The organism is Pseudomonas sp. TH37 (assembly GCF_016650735.1).
GTDB lineage: Bacteria > Pseudomonadota > Gammaproteobacteria > Pseudomonadales > Pseudomonadaceae > Aquipseudomonas > Aquipseudomonas farris.
The window spans coordinates 15,022-36,227 of the sequence record NZ_JAEKFD010000011.1 but is presented as its reverse complement, the minus strand read 5'-3'; the positions used below and the strand labels follow the sequence as shown (position 1 = coordinate 36,227).

Annotated in this window: 21 protein-coding genes; 10 read left to right on the top strand and 11 right to left on the bottom strand. The window is 59.1% G+C overall.

Annotation, left to right across the window (positions count from 1 at the left end):
- Nucleotides 1-101: 101 nt before the first annotated feature.
- Together rhlB and JFU11_RS23610 are read right to left on the bottom strand one after the other, a co-directional pair.
- Entirely contained in the window at nt 102-1,589 is a 1,488-nt protein-coding gene (gene rhlB / locus JFU11_RS23615) for an ATP-dependent RNA helicase RhlB (protein WP_123719456.1), read from the bottom strand.
- Between the two features lie 85 nt (nt 1,590-1,674).
- Nucleotides 1,675-2,331: an alpha/beta hydrolase gene (locus tag JFU11_RS23610; RefSeq protein WP_123719455.1), complete on the bottom strand. Its 657-nt coding sequence runs from the start codon at nt 2,329-2,331 to the stop codon at nt 1,675-1,677.
- 469 nt (nt 2,332-2,800) lie between these two features.
- Between JFU11_RS23610 and JFU11_RS23605 the strand changes: the two genes are divergently transcribed.
- The 4 genes from JFU11_RS23605 (at nt 2,801) to JFU11_RS23590 (ending at nt 6,980) form a co-directional block, all read left to right on the top strand.
- Nucleotides 2,801-3,832, top strand: a complete 1,032-nt coding sequence (locus JFU11_RS23605; protein ID WP_123719454.1) for an amino acid ABC transporter substrate-binding protein — start codon at nt 2,801-2,803, stop codon at nt 3,830-3,832.
- Nucleotides 3,833-3,897: 65 nt separating this feature from the next.
- The gene (locus tag JFU11_RS23600; RefSeq protein ID WP_123719453.1) at nt 3,898-5,079 is read left to right on the top strand and encodes an amino acid ABC transporter permease; all 1,182 of its coding nucleotides are present in this window, start codon (nt 3,898-3,900) and stop codon (nt 5,077-5,079) included.
- 10 nt (nt 5,080-5,089) lie between these two features.
- Nucleotides 5,090-6,187, top strand: a complete 1,098-nt coding sequence (locus JFU11_RS23595; protein WP_123719452.1) for an amino acid ABC transporter permease — start codon at nt 5,090-5,092, stop codon at nt 6,185-6,187.
- 28 nt (nt 6,188-6,215) lie between these two features.
- The gene (locus JFU11_RS23590; protein ID WP_123719451.1) at nt 6,216-6,980 is read left to right on the top strand and encodes an amino acid ABC transporter ATP-binding protein; all 765 of its coding nucleotides are present in this window, start codon (nt 6,216-6,218) and stop codon (nt 6,978-6,980) included.
- Nucleotides 6,981-7,038: 58 nt separating this feature from the next.
- Here JFU11_RS23590 and JFU11_RS23585 read toward each other — a convergent pair whose 3' ends face one another.
- Together JFU11_RS23585 and JFU11_RS23580 are read right to left on the bottom strand one after the other, a co-directional pair.
- A complete protein-coding gene (locus JFU11_RS23585) occupies nt 7,039-7,527 on the bottom strand; it encodes a type II toxin-antitoxin system MqsA family antitoxin (RefSeq protein WP_123719450.1) in 489 nt (162 codons plus the stop codon).
- A complete protein-coding gene (locus JFU11_RS23580) occupies nt 7,524-7,835 on the bottom strand; it encodes a type II toxin-antitoxin system MqsR family toxin (protein ID WP_123719449.1) in 312 nt (103 codons plus the stop codon). The genes JFU11_RS23585 and JFU11_RS23580 overlap by 4 nt, the downstream gene beginning before the upstream one ends.
- A gap of 165 nt (nt 7,836-8,000) precedes the next feature.
- Between JFU11_RS23580 and JFU11_RS23575 the strand changes: the two genes are divergently transcribed.
- The 5 genes from JFU11_RS23575 to JFU11_RS23555 all read left to right on the top strand — a co-directional run bounded on the left by JFU11_RS23575 (nt 8,001) and on the right by JFU11_RS23555 (nt 11,928).
- Entirely contained in the window at nt 8,001-8,660 is a 660-nt protein-coding gene (locus tag JFU11_RS23575) for a FadR/GntR family transcriptional regulator (protein WP_038981661.1), read from the top strand.
- The gene (locus JFU11_RS23570) at nt 8,650-9,960 is read left to right on the top strand and encodes a CynX/NimT family MFS transporter (protein ID WP_123719448.1); all 1,311 of its coding nucleotides are present in this window, start codon (nt 8,650-8,652) and stop codon (nt 9,958-9,960) included. The genes JFU11_RS23575 and JFU11_RS23570 overlap by 11 nt, the downstream gene beginning before the upstream one ends.
- Nucleotides 9,961-10,073: 113 nt before the next feature.
- Nucleotides 10,074-10,544 carry a nuclear transport factor 2 family protein gene (locus JFU11_RS23565; RefSeq protein ID WP_052966258.1) on the top strand — a complete coding sequence of 157 codons (471 nt, stop codon included), beginning with the start codon at nt 10,074-10,076 and terminating at the stop codon, nt 10,542-10,544.
- Between the two features lie 39 nt (nt 10,545-10,583).
- Nucleotides 10,584-10,904, top strand: a complete 321-nt coding sequence (locus tag JFU11_RS23560; protein ID WP_038981663.1) for a GIY-YIG nuclease family protein — start codon at nt 10,584-10,586, stop codon at nt 10,902-10,904.
- Between the two features lie 88 nt (nt 10,905-10,992).
- Nucleotides 10,993-11,928, top strand: coding sequence for a glutathione S-transferase family protein (locus JFU11_RS23555; protein ID WP_201062261.1), 936 nt, complete (start codon nt 10,993-10,995; stop codon nt 11,926-11,928).
- Between the two features lie 148 nt (nt 11,929-12,076).
- Here JFU11_RS23555 and JFU11_RS23550 read toward each other — a convergent pair whose 3' ends face one another.
- Both JFU11_RS23550 and yejK read right to left on the bottom strand, forming a co-directional pair.
- Complete coding sequence (locus tag JFU11_RS23550) at nt 12,077-12,427, bottom strand: glutaredoxin family protein (protein ID WP_123719445.1); 351 nt, start codon at nt 12,425-12,427, stop codon at nt 12,077-12,079.
- Complete coding sequence (yejK, locus tag JFU11_RS23545; RefSeq protein ID WP_038981666.1) at nt 12,427-13,431, bottom strand: nucleoid-associated protein YejK; 1,005 nt, start codon at nt 13,429-13,431, stop codon at nt 12,427-12,429. The genes JFU11_RS23550 and yejK overlap by 1 nt, the downstream gene beginning before the upstream one ends.
- 396 nt (nt 13,432-13,827) lie before the next feature.
- Here yejK and JFU11_RS23540 point away from each other — a divergent pair, with 396 nt between their 5' ends.
- The gene (locus JFU11_RS23540) at nt 13,828-14,109 is read left to right on the top strand and encodes an HU family DNA-binding protein (protein ID WP_007905514.1); all 282 of its coding nucleotides are present in this window, start codon (nt 13,828-13,830) and stop codon (nt 14,107-14,109) included.
- Nucleotides 14,110-14,322: 213 nt separating this feature from the next.
- On the opposite strand, the gene rlmF is transcribed toward JFU11_RS23540, so the two are convergent.
- The 5 genes from rlmF to JFU11_RS23515 all read right to left on the bottom strand — a co-directional run bounded on the left by rlmF (nt 14,323) and on the right by JFU11_RS23515 (nt 21,097).
- Entirely contained in the window at nt 14,323-15,345 is a 1,023-nt protein-coding gene (gene rlmF / locus JFU11_RS23535; RefSeq protein ID WP_201062260.1) for a 23S rRNA (adenine(1618)-N(6))-methyltransferase RlmF, read from the bottom strand.
- Nucleotides 15,346-15,608: 263 nt separating this feature from the next.
- Entirely contained in the window at nt 15,609-18,455 is a 2,847-nt protein-coding gene (locus JFU11_RS23530) for a valine--tRNA ligase (RefSeq protein ID WP_123719444.1), read from the bottom strand.
- A gap of 266 nt (nt 18,456-18,721) precedes the next feature.
- Nucleotides 18,722-19,111 (bottom strand): hypothetical protein, encoded by a 390-nt coding sequence (locus JFU11_RS23525; protein ID WP_008072054.1) that lies wholly within the window; start codon nt 19,109-19,111, stop codon nt 18,722-18,724.
- Between the two features lie 8 nt (nt 19,112-19,119).
- The gene (locus JFU11_RS23520) at nt 19,120-19,548 is read right to left on the bottom strand and encodes a DNA polymerase III subunit chi (protein ID WP_201062259.1); all 429 of its coding nucleotides are present in this window, start codon (nt 19,546-19,548) and stop codon (nt 19,120-19,122) included.
- Nucleotides 19,549-19,606: 58 nt separating this feature from the next.
- Complete coding sequence (locus tag JFU11_RS23515; protein WP_123719443.1) at nt 19,607-21,097, bottom strand: leucyl aminopeptidase; 1,491 nt, start codon at nt 21,095-21,097, stop codon at nt 19,607-19,609.
- Nucleotides 21,098-21,206: the final 109 nt, after the last annotated feature.

Below are 21,206 nucleotides of genomic sequence, written 5' to 3'. Positions count from 1 at the left end.
ATTATGGACTTTTAGTGGTCTCTAGCAAGCTCCTGTTGAAAAGCCGGACGAAAAAAAAGCGCAGTCCGTTGCCGGCTGCGCCTCTTTCTGAAAGGCCCGAGTTACGGGCGCTTGCGCTCAACCGCCCGCAGCAGATGCGTCGGTGGCGTTTCACAACTGATCTTGCGACCCAGCAACGCCTCGATGGACGGTAGCTGGTAGGAGTCGTCTTCACCGGCAAAACTGATGGACACGCCATCCGCGCCGGCACGGCCGGTACGACCGATGCGGTGCACGTAGTCGTCCGGGACTTCCGGCAGGGTGAAGTTGATCACATGGCTGATGCCATCGATGTGAATGCCACGACCGGCCACATCGGTGGCCACCAGCACGCGGATTTTGCCTTCGCGGAAACCTTCGAGGGTCTTGATGCGCTTGTGCTGCGGCACATCGCCAGACAGTTGCGCCGCGTTGACGCCATCGCGTACCAGGCGTTCTTCGATGCGCCGCACTTCATCCTTGCGGTTGGCGAAGACCATCACCCGTTCCCAGCCGTTATCGTTGACCAGGTTGTAGAGCAATTTGTATTTGTCGGCACCGGCCACCGCGTAGATGTGTTGCTCGACGTTTTCGCTGGCCACGTTCTGCGCTTCGATCTCGACGATCGACGGGTCGGTGGTCCATTGCTTGGCGAGGTTCATCACGTCTTCGGTGAAGGTCGCGGAGAACAGCAGCGTCTGACGCTCGTTCTTCGGCGGAGTCTGGCGAATGATCTGACGCACTTGTGGGATGAAACCCATGTCGAGCATCCGGTCGGCTTCGTCCAGCACCATCACTTCGACCATGTCCAGGTGCACATCGCCGCGCTGGTTGAAGTCGAGCAAGCGGCCCGGAGTGGCCACCAGGATGTCGCAGTGACGGGCTTCGAGGTGCTTGAGTTGCTTGTCGAAGTCCATGCCGCCGACAAATGTCATGACGTTGAGGCCGGTGTACTTGGTCAGGTCGGCTGCGTCCTTGGCGATCTGCACCACCAGTTCCCGGGTCGGGGCGATGATCAGTGCCCGCGGTTCACCCATGTAGCGCTCTTTGGGCGGCGGGGTTTGCAGCAGCTGAGTGATGATCGAAATCAGGAAGGCGGCGGTTTTACCGGTGCCGGTCTGGGCGCGACCGATGGCGTCTTTGCCCGCGAGGGTGAAGCCAAGCACCTGCGCCTGGATCGGCGTGCAATACGGAAAGCCCAGGTCCTGAATGGCGTGCATCAGTTCGGGGGCGAGTTTGAAATCGTGGAAGCGGGTTTTGCCTTCCTGGGGCTCAACGACGAAGTCTTCGAGTTTCCAGGGAATAACCGGCGCTTTTGGCTTTGGTTCGCGACGCGGTTTTGCCGGTTTCGGGGCTTCGCTGCGCGGCTGCTCAGAGGCGATGGTCTCGGCTGCGGGGGCGGTCGGTGTGGTCACCGGCTCGTGTTTCGGTGCCGCTACGGTTGCGGTCCGGCCAGGCTGATTACCGTCGGTGCGGTGGCTGGGAGTATGAGAAGGAGCGCTGGAGACTGGCGCGAGCTGCTCAGTCTCGCTTTTACCGAACATTTTCTTGAGTGCTTTGAGCACGGTCATCTCATCAATTGATTAAGGAATATACGCCGGCCAGTGTAATGCAAGAATCGGGCGCGGCGTAGTGGGATGGATCAATGGGTAGCTTTTAACGCAAACGCTCGGCGAGCCAGACGCCAATGTCGCGGATTTCTTCGGGTAACACTTCGTGGCCCATTGGGTATTCCTGCCATGTCACGGTGACACCATGTTGCTTTAAATACTCGTAGGCGGTCCGGCCCATGGAGTTTTGAACCACGTCATCGTACTGGCCGTGCAATGACAGCACCGGAATGCGTTGCTGGCTGGCGGAAAGCTCCAGTTCGTCGCTGAAAGTCGGTGCGTAAGTAGAGAGAGCTAGTACGCCACCCAGCGGTCCCTGCCATTTCAGAAAGGCCGTGTGCAACACCACTGCACCTCCCTGGGAAAATCCGGCGAGAAAGATGCGCGAGGCATCTATTCCGCTGGCCTTCTGCTCTTCGATCAAATCAAACACACGTTGCGCGGACGCTTCCAGCTGCTCGCGACTGATCGCGCGCGCCGGGCTCATGGCCAATATGTCGTACCAGCTCGGCATTTCGTAGCCACCATTAATGGTGACGGCGCGAGTCGGTGCCTGGGGCAGGACGAAGCGAGTGGTCAGCAAGCTTTCCTGCAGCGCTTCAGCCACCGGCAGGAAGTCGTAGCGGTCGGCGCCCAGCCCGTGTAGCCAGATAACGCAGGCGTCTGCGGGCTTGACGGGTTGCAGAATCAAGGGCTCGGTCATGGGTGCTCCATATTTGTGCGTGTGCTCTCATTTAAGTGCGAGGTTCGAGTGCGCAACGGGTTGATCAGTTAAGAAGATGTCGCAAGGCTACAAGTTTTGCTATTGACCTGCCGCTGAATCGCTTTGGCGAGCGGTCTGGTACGGGGTTTGCTATAGGGAAGCCTGTGCAACCAATCTCATGCCTGGCGGTAACACTATCAGTGTACGGCTGGTCGTGGGATAGCAAAGAATCCGGTGATGGATGTTCGCCAAAGGCCGCTACGGGCTTCGCGAACGTGAAAGGGCTACCGCCCGTTCGGCCGATTGGTGAGAAGGGAGTTGTCCATGATGTGGATTTTCTCCTACTAGACTCATAGCGACGGTCCTGCGTCGGTTGACCCTAAAAAAAGCCAACACGGGTCAACAACGCCTCATAAGGGTGCGACAGGGCTCAAGCTCCGACACAACAAGAGCAAAACTGGAGGTTTGAATGAAGTTATTGAAATCCACCCTGGCCATCGTGACTGCAGCCGCAGTGCTCGGTGTCAGTGGGTTCGCTCAGGCGGGTGCAACCCTGGATGCAGTGCAGAAGAAAGGTTTCGTACAGTGCGGTGTAAGTGACGGTCTGCCGGGCTTCTCGGTTCCGGACTCTACCGGCAAGATCGTTGGTATCGATGCTGACTTCTGCCGCGCTGTGGCCGCTGCCGTTTTCGGCGATGCGACCAAGGTCAAATTCAGCCAGTTGAACGCCAAGGAGCGCTTCACCGCGCTGCAGTCCGGTGAAATCGACATTCTGTCGCGAAACACCACCATGACCAGTTCCCGTGACGCGGGCATGGGCCTGAAGTTTCCTGGCTTCATCACCTACTACGACGGCATCGGCTTCCTGGTGAACAACAAGCTGGGTGTCAAGAGCGCCAAAGAGCTGGATGGCGCGACCATCTGCATCCAGGCCGGTACCACCACCGAGCTGAACGTTTCCGACTACTTCCGCGGCAATGGTCTGAAATACACCCCGATCACTTTCGACACCTCCGATGAAAGCGCCAAGTCGCTGGAATCCGGTCGTTGCGACGTGCTGACCTCCGACAAGTCCCAGTTGTTTGCCCAGCGCAGCAAGCTGGCCTCGCCGAAAGACTACGTAGTTCTGCCGGAAACCATTTCCAAGGAACCGCTGGGCCCGGTCGTGCGTAATGGCGACGACGAGTGGCTGTCCATTGTGCGCTGGACTGGCTACGCCATGCTCAACGCTGAAGAAGCAGGCATCACTTCGAAGAACGTCGAAGCCGAAGCCAAGGCCACCAAGAACCCTGATGTGGCTCGTATGCTCGGCACTGACGGTGAATACGGCAAAGACCTGAAAGTGAAGAAAGACTGGGTTGTGCAAATCGTCAAGCAAGTCGGTAACTACGGTGAAGTGTTCGAGAAAAACCTCGGCAAGGGCACTCCGCTGGAAATCGACCGCGGGCTGAACGCCTTGTGGAACGCTGGCGGCATTCAATACGCACCACCAGTGCGCTGATGGTTCTATCACCCGGTGGGCCAACCACCGGGTGATGTTCTGTTCCATTATTTCCGGGGCACTTCATGCAAAATTCAATCGGCGCACCAAAGCAGAGGCTCAGCCTCAGCGATCCACGAGTGCGTGCGTGGGTATTCCAGATCATCACCATTGTGGCGGTGGTCTCGCTGGGCTGGTTTCTGTTCGACAACACTCAAACCAACCTCCAGCACCGGGGCATCACCTCGGGGTTCGACTTTCTTGAGCGCAGTGCCGGTTTCGGCATAGCTCAGCACCTGATCGACTACACCGAATCGGACAGCTATGCCCGGGTGTTTGTCATCGGCCTGCTCAACACCCTGCTGGTCACCTTTATTGGTGTGATCCTGGCGACGATCCTCGGTTTCATCGTCGGTGTGGCACGGCTGTCGAAGAACTGGATCATTGCCAAGCTGGCGACGGTGTATGTAGAGGTCTTCCGTAACATTCCGCCGCTGCTGCAAATCCTGTTCTGGTACTTCGCAGTGTTCCTGACCATGCCAGGGCCGCGCAACAGCCATAACTTCGGCGACACCTTCTTTGTCAGCAGCCGCGGCCTGAACATGCCCGCAGCGTTGGCGGCGGATGGTTTCTGGCCGTTTGTGGTGAGTGTCGTCGTGGCCATCGTCGCGATCGTGCTGATGTGCCGCTGGGCCAACAAGCGTTTCGAAGCGACCGGCGTACCGTTCCACAAATTCTGGGTAGGCCTGGCGCTGTTCCTGGTAATCCCTGCGCTGTGCGCATTGATCTTCGGCGCTCCGTTGCATTGGGAAATGCCACAGCTGCAAGGTTTCAACTTTGTAGGCGGCTGGGTGCTGATCCCGGAACTGCTGGCGCTGACCTTGGCACTGACGGTGTACACCGCTGCGTTTATCGCCGAGATCGTGCGTTCGGGCATCAAGTCGGTCAGCCACGGCCAGACCGAAGCCGCCCACTCGTTGGGGCTGCGCAACGGTCCGACCCTGCGCAAGGTGATCATCCCGCAAGCCCTGCGCGTGATCATTCCACCGCTGACCAGCCAATACCTGAACCTGGCGAAGAACTCCTCGCTGGCGGCCGGTATCGGTTATCCGGAGATGGTGTCGTTGTTTGCCGGTACGGTGCTGAACCAGACCGGGCAGGCGATCGAAGTCATTGCCATCACCATGAGCGTGTACCTGGCGATCAGTATCAGCATTTCCCTGCTGATGAACTGGTACAACAAGCGCATTGCGCTGATCGAGCGGTAAGGAAAAGCGCATGACGACTCATACTTTCAAACCCGACATGCCACCACCGAGCAGCAGCATCGGTGTCGTGGCGTGGATGCGGGCGCACATGTTCTCCAGCTGGATCAATACCCTGCTGACGCTGTTCGCGTTCTATCTGATTTACCTGATAGTTCCGCCTATCGTGAGCTGGGCGATTCTCGACGCCAACTGGGTCGGCACCACTCGCGCCGATTGCACCAAGGAGGGCGCCTGCTGGGTGTTCATCCAGCAGCGCTTCGGCCAGTTCATGTATGGCTACTACCCGACAGACCTGCGCTGGCGCGTGGACCTGACCGTGTGGCTGGCAGTGATTGGTGTGGCGCCGTTGTTCATTTCGCGCTTCCCGCGCAAGGCGGTCTACGGGCTGAGCTTTCTGGTGCTCTATCCGATCATTTCCTACACCTTGTTGCACGGTGGCTGGTTTGGTCTGACCGAAGTGCCGACCAGCCAGTGGGGCGGCCTGATGCTGACCCTGGTCATTGCTACCGTCGGTATCGTCGGCGCATTGCCGCTGGGTATCGTTCTGGCCCTGGGCCGGCGTTCGAACATGCCGGCGATTCGTGTGGTCTGCGTGACCTTCATCGAATTCTGGCGCGGCGTGCCGTTGATCACGGTGCTGTTCATGTCTTCGGTGATGTTGCCGTTGTTCCTGCCCGAAGGCATGAACTTCGACAAACTGCTGCGGGCGCTGATCGGAGTGATCCTGTTCCAGTCGGCCTACATCGCTGAAGTGGTGCGTGGCGGTCTGCAAGCGATCCCCAAAGGTCAGTACGAAGCGGCTGCAGCGATGGGCCTCGGTTACTGGCGCAGCATGGGCCTGGTGATTCTGCCGCAAGCCCTGAAGCTGGTGATCCCTGGCATCGTCAACACCTTCATTGCGCTGTTCAAGGACACGAGCCTGGTGATCATCATCGGCCTGTTCGACCTGCTCAACAGCGTCAAGCAAGCCGCCGCCGACCCGAAATGGCTGGGCATGGCCACTGAAGGCTATGTGTTCGCGGCCCTGGTGTTCTGGATTTTCTGTTTTGGTATGTCCCGCTATTCCATGCATTTGGAACGCAAGCTGGACACTGGCCACAAGCGCTAAAGCAGTACCTAATTTAGGAAGTTTTGTGATGAGCGAAGCAATCAAAAAGACAGTGAGCCCCGAAGGCATTATTCAGATGCAGGGCGTGAACAAGTGGTACGGCCAGTTCCACGTGTTGAAAGACATCAACCTGAACGTCAAGCAGGGCGAGCGTATCGTTTTGTGCGGCCCGTCGGGTTCCGGCAAATCCACCACCATCCGCTGCCTCAATCGTCTGGAAGAACACCAGCAAGGCCGCATCGTGGTCGATGGCGTGGAACTGACCAACGACCTCAAGCAGATCGAAGCGATCCGCCGTGAAGTCGGCATGGTGTTCCAGCACTTCAACCTGTTCCCGCACCTGACCATCCTGCAGAACTGCACCCTGGCGCCAATGTGGGTACGCAAGATGCCCAAGCGCAAGGCCGAAGAAATCGCCATGCATTACCTGGAGCGCGTACGCATTCCGGAGCAGGCGCATAAATACCCGGGGCAACTGTCTGGCGGTCAGCAACAGCGTGTGGCGATTGCCCGTGCCCTGTGCATGAAACCGAAAATCATGCTGTTCGACGAACCTACTTCGGCACTCGACCCAGAGATGGTGAAAGAGGTTCTGGACACCATGATCGGCCTGGCCGAAGACGGCATGACCATGCTCTGCGTTACCCACGAAATGGGCTTCGCCCGTACCGTGGCCAACCGCGTGATCTTCATGGACAAGGGTGAAATCGTCGAACAGGCGGCGCCGAACGACTTCTTCGACAACCCGCAGAACGAGCGTACGAAGCTGTTCCTGAGCCAGATTTTGCATTGATTGGCACCAGGCAGTGAAATAAACCCGGACTATGTTCCGGGTTTATTTTTGTCTGGGGTTATTGCGTCAGTACGGTTTCTTGTTCCGGATGATGTGTCGCCAACAGCTGCTTTAAATCGGCGCCCTCGCTGAGCGCGTGCACCTCGGCCATCAGGTGTGGGTGACGGTCAAGCAAGCGCATCAGCGTAAACAGCGGCTGAGGCGGGGCTAACTCGCCGCGCTCATAGCGGGAAAAAGCATTGTGCCCACCGCCGGAGAGTAGCTTCACCGCTTCTTTCTGTGTGAGGTGCAATTTGCGGCGGATACGTTTTATCTCGGACCCCATGATTTGAAAGCAGTCTTCCAGCAGCTTGTCGCCTGTATCGACATATCGCTGGGCGCTGTCTGTGGTGTCATCGAAGATGATTTCACCGCACACCTTGCACTCCCACCCAGCAAGATCAGGCACCAGTCGCGACATTTTTTTGTAATTGACGGTGAGACTGCGATCGATGAAGTGATGCATGCCGTCGTGGGCGCCACAGCTCATGCATTGCCGTATGTTCATTGATTTTTCTCCTTAAAGGAGATCACTGGGGCGCCACCGCCGGGGCAGTAGGTCACTTTAATGTAAATCTCCTGATCATTAAGTTGCGCGTGGTAGACGTCCTGCCAGGTTCGGTGATCCAAATAAGTGGTCATGGATTTGTAGAGCATCCTTCTCTCCAATGCATAAATGACCTTTTGCATGTTCTGGTAATTGAGTCCCATGCTCCGGCCTGTCTCCAACGCTTGGTTAGTAAAAGCGTGGACCCCCATCCTGGCAACCTCCGCCTTGACCACCGCCAAGTCGTAATGAGGTGTGTTCTTTTCCATAAGACACTTCAACTCTGAGATGAAAATTACCCTTAAAGGGTAATTTTAACAATCGAAAATCCCGCTTTGTTTCCTGCCTTCTAACCCTAGGCGGTTGTCCTCTCGGACGAAGCTGACTAACATGTCAGAAAATTCATCCTATGATTGGATGAAAGGGCGAATCCTATGTCAGACATTTCTCCATTAATTAAACGATCCCTGGTCGATCAGGCCCTGGACCAGTTACGTCTGCGCATCAATCAAGGGGTCTGGACGGTCGGCCAGCGCTTGCCCACCGAGCCGGAACTGGCGACTGAGCTGGGCATCAGCCGCAACACGGTGCGTGAAGCCATGCGCGTGTTGGCGTTTTCCGGGTTGATCGAAATTCGCCAGGGAGACGGCAGTTATCTGCGGGCGGTGATTGATCCACTGGACACCATGAAGGCGCTGTCCCGTTGCACCCAGGAACAGGCTCGGGAAACCCGGCACATTCTGGAAGTCGAAGCCATCGGCCTCGCGGCGTTACGCCGCACCGATGAAGACCTGGTGGCATTGCGCGAGGCGCTAGGTGTCAGTGGCAGTCATTACCACGGCGATCTCGACACCTACATCGCCTGCGATCTGGTGTTTCACCGTCGACTGGTGGATGCGGCGCACAACCCGACACTCAGCGAGCTGTATCGCTATTTCTCCAGCATCGTCGGCGCGCACTTGCGCCAGACCCTGAACATCTCACCCCGACGCCAAGCGGTGTTCGACCTTCATGTCGAACTGCTCGATGCCGTCGAGCAACGCGACCCGGAACGGGCCAAAGCCCTGTCGAGGCAGTTGATCAATGAACCTTGAAACCGAGAACCCCATGTCCACCCAGCAGGTCAGCAGCATCACTGAGCTCAAGCGTACGGCGGAGCTCGAAGAGCTGTTGATCGACGCCGAGGCCGATGACGAACAGGTTCAGCAAACTCACCCGGTCCTGCGGCGGCCATGGCTGTTGTTGCTCGGCCTGATTCTGGTGGCGCTGAACCTGCGTCCGGCGTTGTCGAGCATGGCGCCGATGCTCAGCGAAATCTCGAAGACGCTGGGGCTATCGGCCGCCCAAGCCGGGTTGCTGACGACCTTGCCGGTACTCTGCCTCGGTCTGTTCGCGCCATTGGCGCCGGTGCTGGCACGACGTTTTGGTGCCGAGCGAGTGGTGTTGGGGATTCTTCTGATGCTGGCCGGCGGGATCATTTTGCGCAGTTCATTCGGCGAGGTCGGCCTGTTCGCCGGCAGCGTGCTGGCCGGCGCCAGCATCGGGGTGATCGGCGTGTTGCTACCCGGCATTGTCAAACGCGACTTCCCGAAACAGGCCGGCACCATGACCGGTGTCTACACCATGGCACTGTGCCTGGGCGCGGCCATGGCGGCAGGGGCAACCGTGCCGTTGAGCGAACATTTCGACAAAAGCTGGCCCTTGGGTCTCGGCTTCTGGGTGGTTCCAGCGTTGGTCGCGGCGATTTTCTGGCTGCCGCAAGTCGGTCAGAAGCACGGCGCGCATCATGTTGCCTATCGGGTCCGAGGCCTGCTGCGTGATTCGCTGGCCTGGCAAGTGACCTTGTACATGGGTCTGCAATCGTCTTTGGCCTACATCGTGTTTGGCTGGCTGCCGTCGATTCTGATCGGCCGCGGTCTGACGCCAACCCAGGCTGGGCTGGTGTTGTCGGGTTCGGTGATTGTCCAGTTGATCAGCTCGCTGGCAGCACCCTGGCTGGCGACGCGCGGCAAGGATCAGCGGCTGGCAATCGTGATCGTCATGGCAATGACCCTCGGCGGTTTGTTCGGTTGCCTTTATGCGCCGATTGATGGCTTGTGGGGCTGGGCGATCCTGCTGGGGTTGGGGCAGGGCGCCACGTTCAGCCTGGCGTTGACCCTGATCGTGCTGCGCTCGCGGGATGCTCATGTCGCGGCCAATCTGTCGAGCATGGCTCAGGGCTTCGGTTACACCCTGGCGTCCATGGGGCCGTTCGCGGTCGGCGTGGTGCATGACTGGACCGGCGGCTGGAGTTCCCTGGGCTGGATCTTCGGCGTCATCGGCCTCGGCGCGATCATCGCCGGCCTCGGTGCCGGGCGTTCGTTGTACGTTCAGGTTCAAAGCGAGAGAGTCTGACGTTCTGCGCACTGTCGGTATTCGGGCCACGAATGCCGATAGTGTTCTGCGCATTTGTTGACTATCGTGCAGGCAATCTTTCGACGCCACTTTGCAACCCAGAGAGCCTGCCCATGAGTGATGCCCACAACGCCTTGATCACCCGGTTCTACCAAGCCTTCCAACGACTGGACGCCGAGGCCATGAGTGCCTGCTACACCGACGACGTGGTGTTCAGTGATCCGGCGTTCGGCGAACTGCGCGGGCGCGATGCTGGCGACATGTGGCGCATGCTCACCACCCGGGCCAAGGACTTCTCCCTGACCTTCGATAACGTGCGCAGTGATGAGCGCACCGGCGGTGCCCATTGGGTGGCGACGTACCTGTTCAGCCAGACCGGCAATACCGTGGTCAACGATATCCAGGCGCGTTTCGTGTTTCGCGACGGCAAGATCTGCGAGCATCACGACAGCTTTGATCTGTGGCACTGGTCGCGTCAGGCGCTGGGTTTCAAAGGGCTGTTGTTGGGCTGGACGCCGGTGGTGAAAAACGCCGTGCGCGCTCAGGCCTTGAAGGGGCTGAAGGCATTTCAGGCCAGTCGCTGATAAGATCGCGGCTTGTTTCCTACAAGCCTTGATCGTCACGTGAACACCTCGAGCGAATCTTCCGTCATTGCCGCCGAACCGCCGCTGCCCGTCAGCAAACCCTGGTTCGTCTACCTCGTTCGCGCGGCCAATGGTTCGCTCTACTGCGGGATCAGCGACGACCCCGTCCGCCGTTTCGCCACCCACCAAAGTGGCAAAGGCGCACGCTTCTTCCTGTCCAGCCCGGCTGTGGCATTGGTCTACACCGAAATCTGCCGCGATAAAAGCGAAGCACTGCGCCAGGAACGACTGATCAAAAAACTCAAGAAAAGCGCCAAGGAATGTCTGGTCGCGAGCGCGGCTGCGGGCTTATCAATCTGACTGATAAGCGCCCATCAGGCAGATGGGTAGGCTGCTTGTGGATTGCGCGTTAAGCTGCGAGCTCCTTATCCGAGCGGCGGAGCCGAGCATGTCCGAGTTGATTCTTCATCACTACCCGACGTCCCCTTTCGCCGAAAAGGCCCGCTTGCTGCTGGGCTTCAAGGGGCTGTCCTGGCGCTCGGTGAACATCTCGCCAGTGATGCCAAAACCCGATCTGACTGCCCTGACCGGCGGCTACCGCAAGACGCCGGTGTTGCAGATTGGTGCTGATGTCTATTGCGACACCGCGCTGATGGCTCGTCGTCTGGAGCAGGAAAAAGCCTTGCCGGCGTTCTTCCCGGAAGGTCAGGAAATGATTACCGCAACCTTCGCGGCGTGGGCCGATTCGGTGGTGTTCCAGCATGCGGTCAGCCTGGTGTTCCAGCCGGCGTCGGTGGCGGTGCGCTTTGGCAAGTTGTCACCGGAAGCGATCAAGGCCTTCCTGGCCGATCGCGCCGGATTATTCAGCGGTGGCAGTGCCACACGGCCGTCTGCCGAACAGGCTCGGCATCAATGGCCAACGATCATGGCGCGTCTGGAGCAGCAACTTCAGCGTGAGCAGGGGGACTTCCTGTTCGGTGAGCCATCGATTGCCGACTTTGCCCTGGCCCACTCGTTGTGGTTCCTCAAAGCGACGCACGTGACATCACCGTTGGTGGATGCTTATCCGGCGGTTTTGGCGTGGTTTGGCCGTGTGATGGGGTTTGGTCATGGCGCGTTCAGCGAGATGACTTCTGAGGAAGCGCTTGAAGTCGCGCGCAACGCCACACCGGCTGCGTTGCCGGATGAGCAGTTTGAGGAGCCGAACGGGTTCGAGGTTGGTCAGCAGGTGGTGATTGCCGCGACTGATTATGGGGTTGATCCGGTGGCGGGTGAATTGTTGTTTGCGGGTAGCGAAGAATTGATTTTGCGTCGCGAGGACGAGCGGGCCGGCGTGGTGCATGTGCACTTTCCGCGGTTCGGGTTTCGCATCGAAGCGCTCTAGGTGCTAACCACTGATTTTCTGGCCATGCACTAACCTGTGGGAGCTGGCTTGCCTGCGATGAGGTCAGCCCAGCAATATTGATGTTGCCTGACACTGCGCTATCGCAGGCAAGCCAGCTCCCACAAGGGACGGGGTCGGGTCTGAAGAGCTATTCCAGCGCCGCAAGAACCTTGTCCGGGTCATACCCGCGTATCAACGTTCCGTTGACATCGATCAGCGGAATCCCGCGTCCTCCCAGCGCCTCATAGGCCGTGCGCGCCTGCGCATCTTTCTCGATATCGAATTCCTTGTACGGAATGCCCTTCTGGTCGAGAAAGCGCCGGGTCAGCTTGCAGTAGCCGCACCAATCGGTGGCGTAGAGCACGACATTGGCCTTGGCCTGAGTCTGCTCGGACACCACTTGCGAGGGGTGAAACACGCGCTCGATCTTGCCCCAGTTCTGGTAAACCACGACCACCAGCAAGATCAGCAGGCATTTCTTCAATACGCCGCCGAGCATCAGTTGCGTCGCTTGAGCTGGTCGGTCAATTGGGTCGGCAGGCCTTTGATGATCAGCGTACCGGCTTCTTCGTCATATTCGATCTTCGAGCCCAGCAGGTGCGCTTCGAAGCTGATGGACAAGCCCTCGGCGCGGCCGGTAAAGCGGCGGAACTGGTTCAGGGTGCGCTTATCCGCAGGGATCTCAGGCGACAGGCCGTAGTCCTTGTTGCGGATGTGATCGTAGAAAGCTTTCGGGCGCTCTTCGTCGATCAGCTCGGACAGTTCTTCCAGGCCCATGGGCTCGCCCATTTTTGCCTGGCTGCTGGCGTAATCCACCAGGGTCTTGGTCTTCTCGCGTGCGGACTCTTCCGGCAGGTCTTCGCTTTCGACGAAGTCACTGAAGGCCTTGAGCAGGGTGCGGGTTTCGCCGGGGCCGTCGACGCCTTCCTGGCAGCCGATGAAGTCGCGGAAGTACTCCGAAACCTTTTTGCCGTTCTTGCCTTTGATGAACGAGATGTACTGCTTGGACTGCTTGTTGTTCTGCCACTCGGAGACGTTGATCCGCGCTGCCAGGTGCAACTGGCCAAGGTCCAGGTGTCGCGAAGGGGTCACGTCCAGCTGATCGGTCACTGCCACGCCTTCACTGTGGTGCAGCAGGGCGATGGCGAGGTAATCGGTCATGCCCTGCTGGTAATGCGCGAACAGCACGTGGCCGCCCACAGAGAGGTTCGACTCTTCCATCAGCTTTTGCAGATGTTCCACCGCCACCCGGCTGAAAGCTGTGAAGTCTTTACCGCCGTCGAGGTATTCCTTCAGCCAGCCGCTGAACGGATGCGCCCCGGACTCGGCATGGAAGAAACCCCAGGCCTTGCCTTGTTTGGCGTTGTAGCTCTCGTTGAGGTCGGCAAGCATGTACTCGATGGCGCTGGACTCGGCCAGTTCGGAATCGCGGGCATGAAGAACTGCGGGTGTGCCGTCGGGTTTTTTGTCGATCAGGTGGACGATGCAATGACGGATCGGCATGGGCTTCTCGGCTGATTGAAGAGAGGAGGGCGTGCTCCCCCGAAAAAGCGCTCAGTGTACCGCAACCACTGGTTTTGGCGTGGTGCCAAGGGCAATTTGCAGCTGTCCGCCGGCCCTTATGCAGTTTTTTGCCGATTTAGAGCAATAAAGCTGACCAAATGGGTAGCTAGAGGCGGATATTTCCCCGTCTCTGTGCTAGTTTTGCCCGGTCTTACGCGAAGTCACTGCGTTAAGCGTGCATTCAGCATTTGTCAGGTCGAACCAAACCCTGATTTCGGTATCTATAACCCCGACTCGTCGTGGTTATGGCCGAGGGTGCCAGATCCAGAAGATCGGGCTCGATGGCTGACACTGCACTCTGCAATCCATATGAATTTGATAGGGAAGGAACATTACATGGCTCTTACTAAAGACCAACTGATCGCCGACATCGCTGAAGCTATCGACGCGCCAAAAACCACCGCGCGTAACGCTCTGGACCAACTGGGCCAAATCGTTGCTGATCAGCTGGAAAACGGCGGCGAAATCACCCTGCCAGGTATCGGCAAGCTGAAAGTGACTGAGCGTCCTGCCCGTACCGGCCGCAACCCTTCGACTGGCGCTGCCATCGAAATCGCTGCCAAGAAAGTTATCAAGCTGGTTGTGGCCAAAGGCCTGACCGACGCTGTTAACAAGTAAGACTTGTTATAAAAAAACCGTGCTTCGGAGCAATCCGGGCACGGTTTTTTTGTGCCATAAATTCTTCAAACACCGCCGATCCTTGTGGGAGCGGGCTTGCCCGCGATGGCGGCGTGTCAGTCGCCTTCTTTGACGCCTGGCACACTGCTTTCGCGGGCAAGCCCGCTCCCACAGGGATTTCAGCACTCAGTAATTTGGCTTGTCAGCAATTACTCAGCTTTTACGCGCCCAACGTTCGCGCCAGACCTGCTGCTCGCTTTTAGTCTGGAACGTCCAGGCGACGAAGCGGCTTTGCTTCTGCCCTTGCGACATTTCCACGACCTGGCTTTCCAGCACGCCAGCCTTTTTCAGCGCCGTCTGGATCGCAGGCAGGTTTGAGGCTTTCGAGACCAGGGTGCTGAACCAAAGCACTTTGTGTTGAAAATGCGCGCTCTCGGCGATCAGTTGCGTCACAAACCGTGCTTCCCCGCCTTCGCACCACAGTTCGGCCGATTGACCGCCAAAGTTCAGCACCGGCAGTTTGCGTTTCGGATCGGCGCGGCCCAGTGCGCGCCATTTACGCTCGCTGCCCTTGGTGGCCTCGTCCATCGAAGCGTGGAACGGCGGGTTGCACATGGTCAGGTCAAAGCGTTCGCCGGGCTCGAGCAGGCCCAGCAGAATGTGCTTGGGATTGCTTTGCTGGCGCAGCTGGATGGCTTTGTTCAGCCCGTTGGACTGCACGATGGCTTTGGCGGCGGCCACGGCCGTCGGGTCGATTTCCGAGCCGAGGAAGTGCCAGCGGTAGTCGCTGTAGCCGATCAGCGGATAGACGCAGTTGGCGCCCATGCCGATATCGAGCACCTTGACCGGCGCACCGCGAGGAATCTCGCCGTCGTTGACGCTGGCCAGCAGGTCGGCCAGGAAATGCACGTAGTCAGCGCGACCCGGCACCGGTGGGCACAGGTAATCGGCCGGAATGTCCCAATGGGCAATGCCGTAGAACGACTTGAGCAGCGCCCGGTTGAACACCCGAACCGCGTCCGGGCTGGCGAAGTCGATGCTTTCCTTGCTATACGGGTTGATGATCACGAACTTCGCCAATTCCGGCGTAGTTTTGATCAGCGCCGGGAAGTCATAACGACCCTGGTGGCGATTGCGCGGATGCAGGCTGGCCTTCTCACGGGGTTCCACGGCTTTGGCCGGGGTAGCGGAGTCAGGCTTCTTGCGCGCAGGTCTTGGTGTGCGGGGGGCGTTCATGGGCGTTGTCGATTCGGGTATGGCTAAAAGTGGCGGGTATTGTCCCACATCCAGCCGTTGTGAACCCAATTGTAAAGTTCGCCGCTGTTCCCTGTGGGAGCGGGCTTGCCCGCGATGAGGACATCACATCCATCATTGATGTGGCTGCAAGGACGCCATCGCGGGCAAGCCCGCTCCCACAGGGATTTTTGGTGTGTGGAGGAAAGAGGCGGGCATAAAAAAGGAGGCCGTTGCGGGCCTCCCTTTTTCATTGCGACTTGCCGTTACAAACTGGCAATCCGCGCATGTTGCTCGGCCAGCTTGCCCAAAGCCTGTTCAGCTTCAGCCAGTTTGGCGCGTTCCTTCTCGATGACTTCGGCCGGGGCCTTGTCGACGAAACCGGCGTTGGACAGCTTGCCGCCGACGCGCTGAACTTCGCCCTGCAGACGCAGGATTTCCTTGTCCAGGCGAGCCAGTTCGGCGTCCTTGTCGATCAGGCCAGCCATTGGCACCAGCACTTCCATCTCGCCAACCAGAGCGGTGGCGGACAGCGGTGCTTCTTCGCCTGCCTTCAGAACGGTGATCGATTCCAGACGCGCCAGCTTCTTCAGTAGCGCTTCGTTCTCGGTGAGACGGCGCTGATCTTCGGCGCTGACGTTTTTCAGGAACAGGTTCAGCGGCTTGCCTGGACCGATGTTCATTTCGCCACGGATGTTACGCGTGCCGAGCATCAGGCCCTTGAGCCATTCGATGTCGTCTTCGGCGCCCTGATCGATGCGTGCTTCGTTGGCCACTGGCCAAGGTTGCAGCATGATCGTCTTGCCTTCGATACCGGCCAGCGGCGCGACACGCTGCCAGATTTCTTCGGTGATGAACGGCATGAACGGGTGCGCCAGACGCAGCGCGACTTCCAGCACTCGAACCAGCGTGCGGCGGGTGCCGCGCTGACGTTCGACCGGTGCATTTTCGTCCCACAGCACAGGCTTGGACAGTTCCAGGTACCAATCGCAATACTGGTTCCAGATGAACTCGTACAAGGCTTGTGCGGCCAGGTCGAAACGGAACTGATCGAGCTGACGAGTCACTTCGGCTTCAGTGCGTTGCAGCTGCGAAATGATCCAGCGATCTGCCAGGGACAGCTCGTAGGCTTCGCCGTTCTGACCGCAGTCTTCGCCTTTGTCCAGCACGTAGCGCGCAGCGTTCCAGATCTTGTTGCAGAAGTTGCGATAGCCTTCGACGCGGCCCATGTCGAACTTGATGTCGCGACCGGTCGATGCCAGCGAGCAGAACGTGAAACGCAGGGCGTCGGTGCCGTAGCTGGCGATGCCGTCGGCGAACTCGTCGCGGGTCTGCTTCTCGATCTTCTTCGCCAGTTTCGGCTGCATCATGCCGGAGGTGCGTTTCTGCACCAGCTCCTCCAGCTCGATGCCGTCGATGATGTCCAGCGGGTCCAGGACGTTGCCCTTGGACTTGGACATCTTCTGGCCCTGGCCATCACGTACCAGACCGTGCACATAAACGGTCTTGAACGGAACCTGCGGCGTGCCGTCTTCGTTTTTCACCAAGTGCATGGTGAGCATGATCATCCGGGCAACCCAGAAGAAAATGATGTCGAAACCGGTCACCAGCACGTCGGTGGAGTGGAATTTCTTCAGGAATTCGGTCTGCTCCGGCCAGCCGAGAGTGGAGAAAGTCCACAGGCCCGAACTGAACCAGGTATCCAGAACGTCGTTGTCCTGTTGCAGCGCAACGTCCGGGCCGAGGTTGTTCTTGGCACGCACTTCGGCTTCGTCGCGACCGACATAGACCTTGCCCGACTCGTCGTACCAGGCCGGAATCCGGTGGCCCCACCACAGCTGACGGCTGATGCACCAATCCTGGATGTCGCGCATCCACGAGAAGTACATGTTTTCGTATTGTTTCGGCACGAACTGAATGCGGCCGTCTTCAACCGCAGCGATGGCCGGCTCGGCCAATGGCTTGGTAGAGACGTACCACTGGTCGGTCAGCCACGGCTCGATGATGGTGCCGGAGCGGTCGCCTTTCGGCACTTTCAGGGCATGATCGTCGACGCTGACCAGCAGGCCGGCGGCTTCGAATGCAGCCACGATCTGTTTACGCGCTTCGAAGCGGTCGAGGCCGGCGTATTCGGCCGGGATCTTGCCGTCGATGCTTTCGTTAAGCTTGCCGTCGAGGTTGAACACCTGACAGGCCGGCAGCACGTGGGCATTCTTGTCGAAGATGTTCAGCAGTGGCAGGTTGTGGCGCTTGCCGACTTCGTAGTCGTTGAAATCGTGGGCCGGGGTGATTTTCACGCAACCGGTGCCGAATTCAGGATCGCAGTAATCGTCGGCGATGATCGGGATGCGGCGGCCAACCAGCGGCAGCTCGACAAATTTGCCGATCAGGGCTTTGTAGCGTTCATCGTTCGGGTTAACGGCCACGGCGGCGTCGCCGAGCATGGTTTCCGGACGCGTGGTCGCGACGATCAGGTAGTCGTTGCCTTCAGCGGTTTTGGCGCCGTCGGCCAGCGGGTACTTCAGGTTCCACAGGAAACCTTTCTCGTCGTGGTTTTCCACTTCGAGGTCGGAAATCGCCGTGTGCAGCTTGGTGTCCCAGTTGACCAGACGCTTGCCGCGGTAGATCAGCCCGTCTTCGTGCAGGCGCACGAACGCTTCTTTAACTGCTTCCGAGAGGCCGTCGTCCATGGTGAAGCGCTCACGGCTCCAGTCCACGGACGAGCCGAGGCGGCGGATCTGACGGCTGATGTTGCCGCCGGACTGATCCTTCCATTCCCAGACTTTCTCGAGGAATTTTTCGCGGCCCAGATCATGGCGATTCTGGCCTTGGGCTTCGAGTTGGCGCTCCACCAGCATTTGCGTGGCGATACCGGCGTGGTCGGTACCCGGCTGCCACAGGGTGTTGCGACCCTGCATGCGGCGGAAACGGATCAGGGCGTCCATGATCGCGTTGTTGAAGCCGTGACCCATGTGCAGGCTGCCGGTGACGTTCGGCGGCGGGATCATGATGGTGTAGGACTCGCCCGCGCCTTGCGGGGCGAAGTAATTCTCAGACTCCCAAGTGTTGTACCAGGAAGTTTCAATGGCGTGCGGCTGGTAGGTCTTATCCATGCGCGGCGGGACCCTATTGGCATTTATTCAGGAAAAGCCGGCAAGTATAGCGGGGCATGGGGCGTAGGGCGAGCAGGTGCGGACAGGGCGCAGATCAAAGTGTGGAATGGACCTGTGGCGAGGGAGCTTGCTCCCGCTGGGGCGCGAAGCGGCCCCGACATCAGCAAGTCAGGTGTGTCAGGTACTCCGCGTGTTCAGGCTTTGCGGCTGCTTCGCAACCGAGCGGGAGCAAGCTCCCTCGCCACAGAAGCCCGCTCGACTCAGTGTTATTCGTACTGGCTCAACAACCGTTCCATCCGCGCATCTAGACGGCGTTTGATTTCGGTTTCGATGTGCGGGGCGAAGTCGTCGATCACGTCTTGCATGATCAATAGCGCGGCGGCGCGCAGTTCGCTGTCCAGGTGCAGCAGGGCGTCGGGGCCTTTGCTGGCGGCAGGCGACGGTTGCGCGGCTGGGGCGGGCGGCGGTGTCGTTTCGACCGGTTGCGGCGCATTGCCGACCGTGTCGAACAGCATGGGGATCTGTTCCTGATCACCTTCAATGACCGTGTCGGTCAGCAAGGGCGGTTGCAGGTTGTCATCACCGAGCAGTTGGCGGATCGACTCGAGGTCATCCAGCAGATGCGCGGAATTTTGCTGCGGTTTTGGAGTGTCCATCGGAATGCTCAGAGTCGCTGTAAACGGTGATCTTGCAGAGGATAGCCCTGTTCGCGGTAGAAACGGAAACTCTCCCGCGCAGCCGAACGAATCGTCGGATCTTCCACCACCACTTCCGCCACGCGGGCGAACTGTTTGGCAAATACCGGGACTTTCAGGTCGAGATTGACCAGCAGATCCTGATGCTGACCGCAGTCCTCGCCAAGACCCAGGACAATCAAACCCTCCGGCTCGCTTTCGGCGGGACCGTGGGGCACGAAGCTTTCGCCCTTGAAGGCCCACAAACGTGCATCGAGATCATCACGCTGGGCGGCATCGCTGCAGTGCAGGTAAATGCGGTGGCCCATGCGCCAGGCTTTTTCGGTGAGCTTGCAGGCGAAATCCAGCCGTGCCGAAGGATCGGCGCTGGGCAGGATATAGAAGTCGACTTTGGTCATTGCGGTTCCTGAGCCCAGAGGGCGTCACCGGAAAGTGACGCCCTCTGGGTCATCGGTTTCAGGCTTTGGCGCGGTCCAGCAGGTATTGGGTCAGCAGGGGAACCGGGCGGCCAGTGGCGCCCTTGTCCTTGCCGCCGCTGGTCCAGGCCGTGCCGGCGATGTCCAGGTGCGCCCAGTTCAGGTTCTTGGTGAAGCGCGACAGGAAGCAGGCAGCGGTGATGGCGCCGCCTTTCGGGCCGCCAATGTTGGCGATGTCGGCGAACGGGCTGTCCAGCTGCTCTTGATATTCATCGAACAGCGGCAGTTGCCAGGCGCGGTCGTCGGCGGATTGGCCGGCGCTCAGCAGTTGGCCGATCAGCTCGTCGTTGTTGCCCAGCAGGCCCGAGGTGTGAGAACCCAGTGCGACGACACAAGCGCCGGTCAGGGTAGCGATGTCGATCACTGCTTGCGGCTTGAAGCGTTCGGAGTAGGTCAGGGCATCGCACAGCACCAGACGGCCTTCGGCGTCGGTGTTGAGGATTTCCACGGTCTGGCCGCTCATGGTGGTGACGATGTCGCCCGGACGCGAAGCGTTGCCGCTCGGCATGTTCTCGGCGCAGGCCAGGATGCACACTAGGTTGATCGGCAGTTTCAGCTCAAGCACGGCACGCAGGGTACCGAACACGCTGGCGGCGCCGCCCATGTCGTACTTCATTTCATCCATGCCGGCGCCCGGCTTGAGGCTGATGCCGCCGGTGTCGAAGGTAATGCCTTTGCCGACCAGTGCGTATGGCTTCTCGGATTTCTTGCCGCCGTTGTATTGCATGACGATCAAGCGCGGCGGCTGGGCGCTGCCCTGGCCGACGGCGTAGAACGAGCCCATGCCCAGGTCCTTGATCTTCTTCTCATCGAATACTTCGACTTTCAGGCTCTTGAATTCTTTGCCCAGGTTCTTGGCTTGCTCGCCCAGGAACGTCGGGTGGCAGATGTTTGGCGGCAGGTTGCCCAGGTTACGGGTGAAGGCCATGCCATTGGCGATTGCGGTGGCGTGGGCCACGGCGCGTTCGACTTCGGCCTGTGCTGCCTTGATGGTCACCAGGGTGACTTTTTTCAAGGAGAGCGGGTCGGCTTTCTGGCTCTTGAACTGGTCGAAGGTGTACTCGCCATCCACCAGGGTTTCGGCCAGCAGGCGGGTCTTGCCATAGCTGTCGCGGCCTTTGACCACGACTTCGTCCAGGGCCAGTACTGCATCGCTGCCACCCAGGCCTTTAAGGGTGTTGAGGATGCCGGCGATGATTTTGCGGAACGGGCGATCGCCCAGCTCTTCATCCTTGCCCACGCCTACCAGCAACACGCGCTCGGCCTTGAGGTTAGGCAGGCTGTGCAGCAACAGGCTCTGGCCGACTTTGCCGGCCAGGTCGCCGCGCTTGAGCACGGCACTGATGGTGCCACCGCTCAGCTCGTCGAGTTGTTTGGCAACGGCGCCGAGTTTGCGGCCCTCGCCGACGGCGACCACCAGCGTGGCGGTCTTCAACGTTTCCGGGCTAACGCTTTTTACAACCAGTTCCATGTCTGGGTCCCTGAATTAATGGTCAAAGTGCGCGACGCGCAGAGTCTTGCTTATAAGTAGAAAGACGCAGGTGCAGTGCCAGCGACAAAGGCCGCAGTTTGAACCTCGC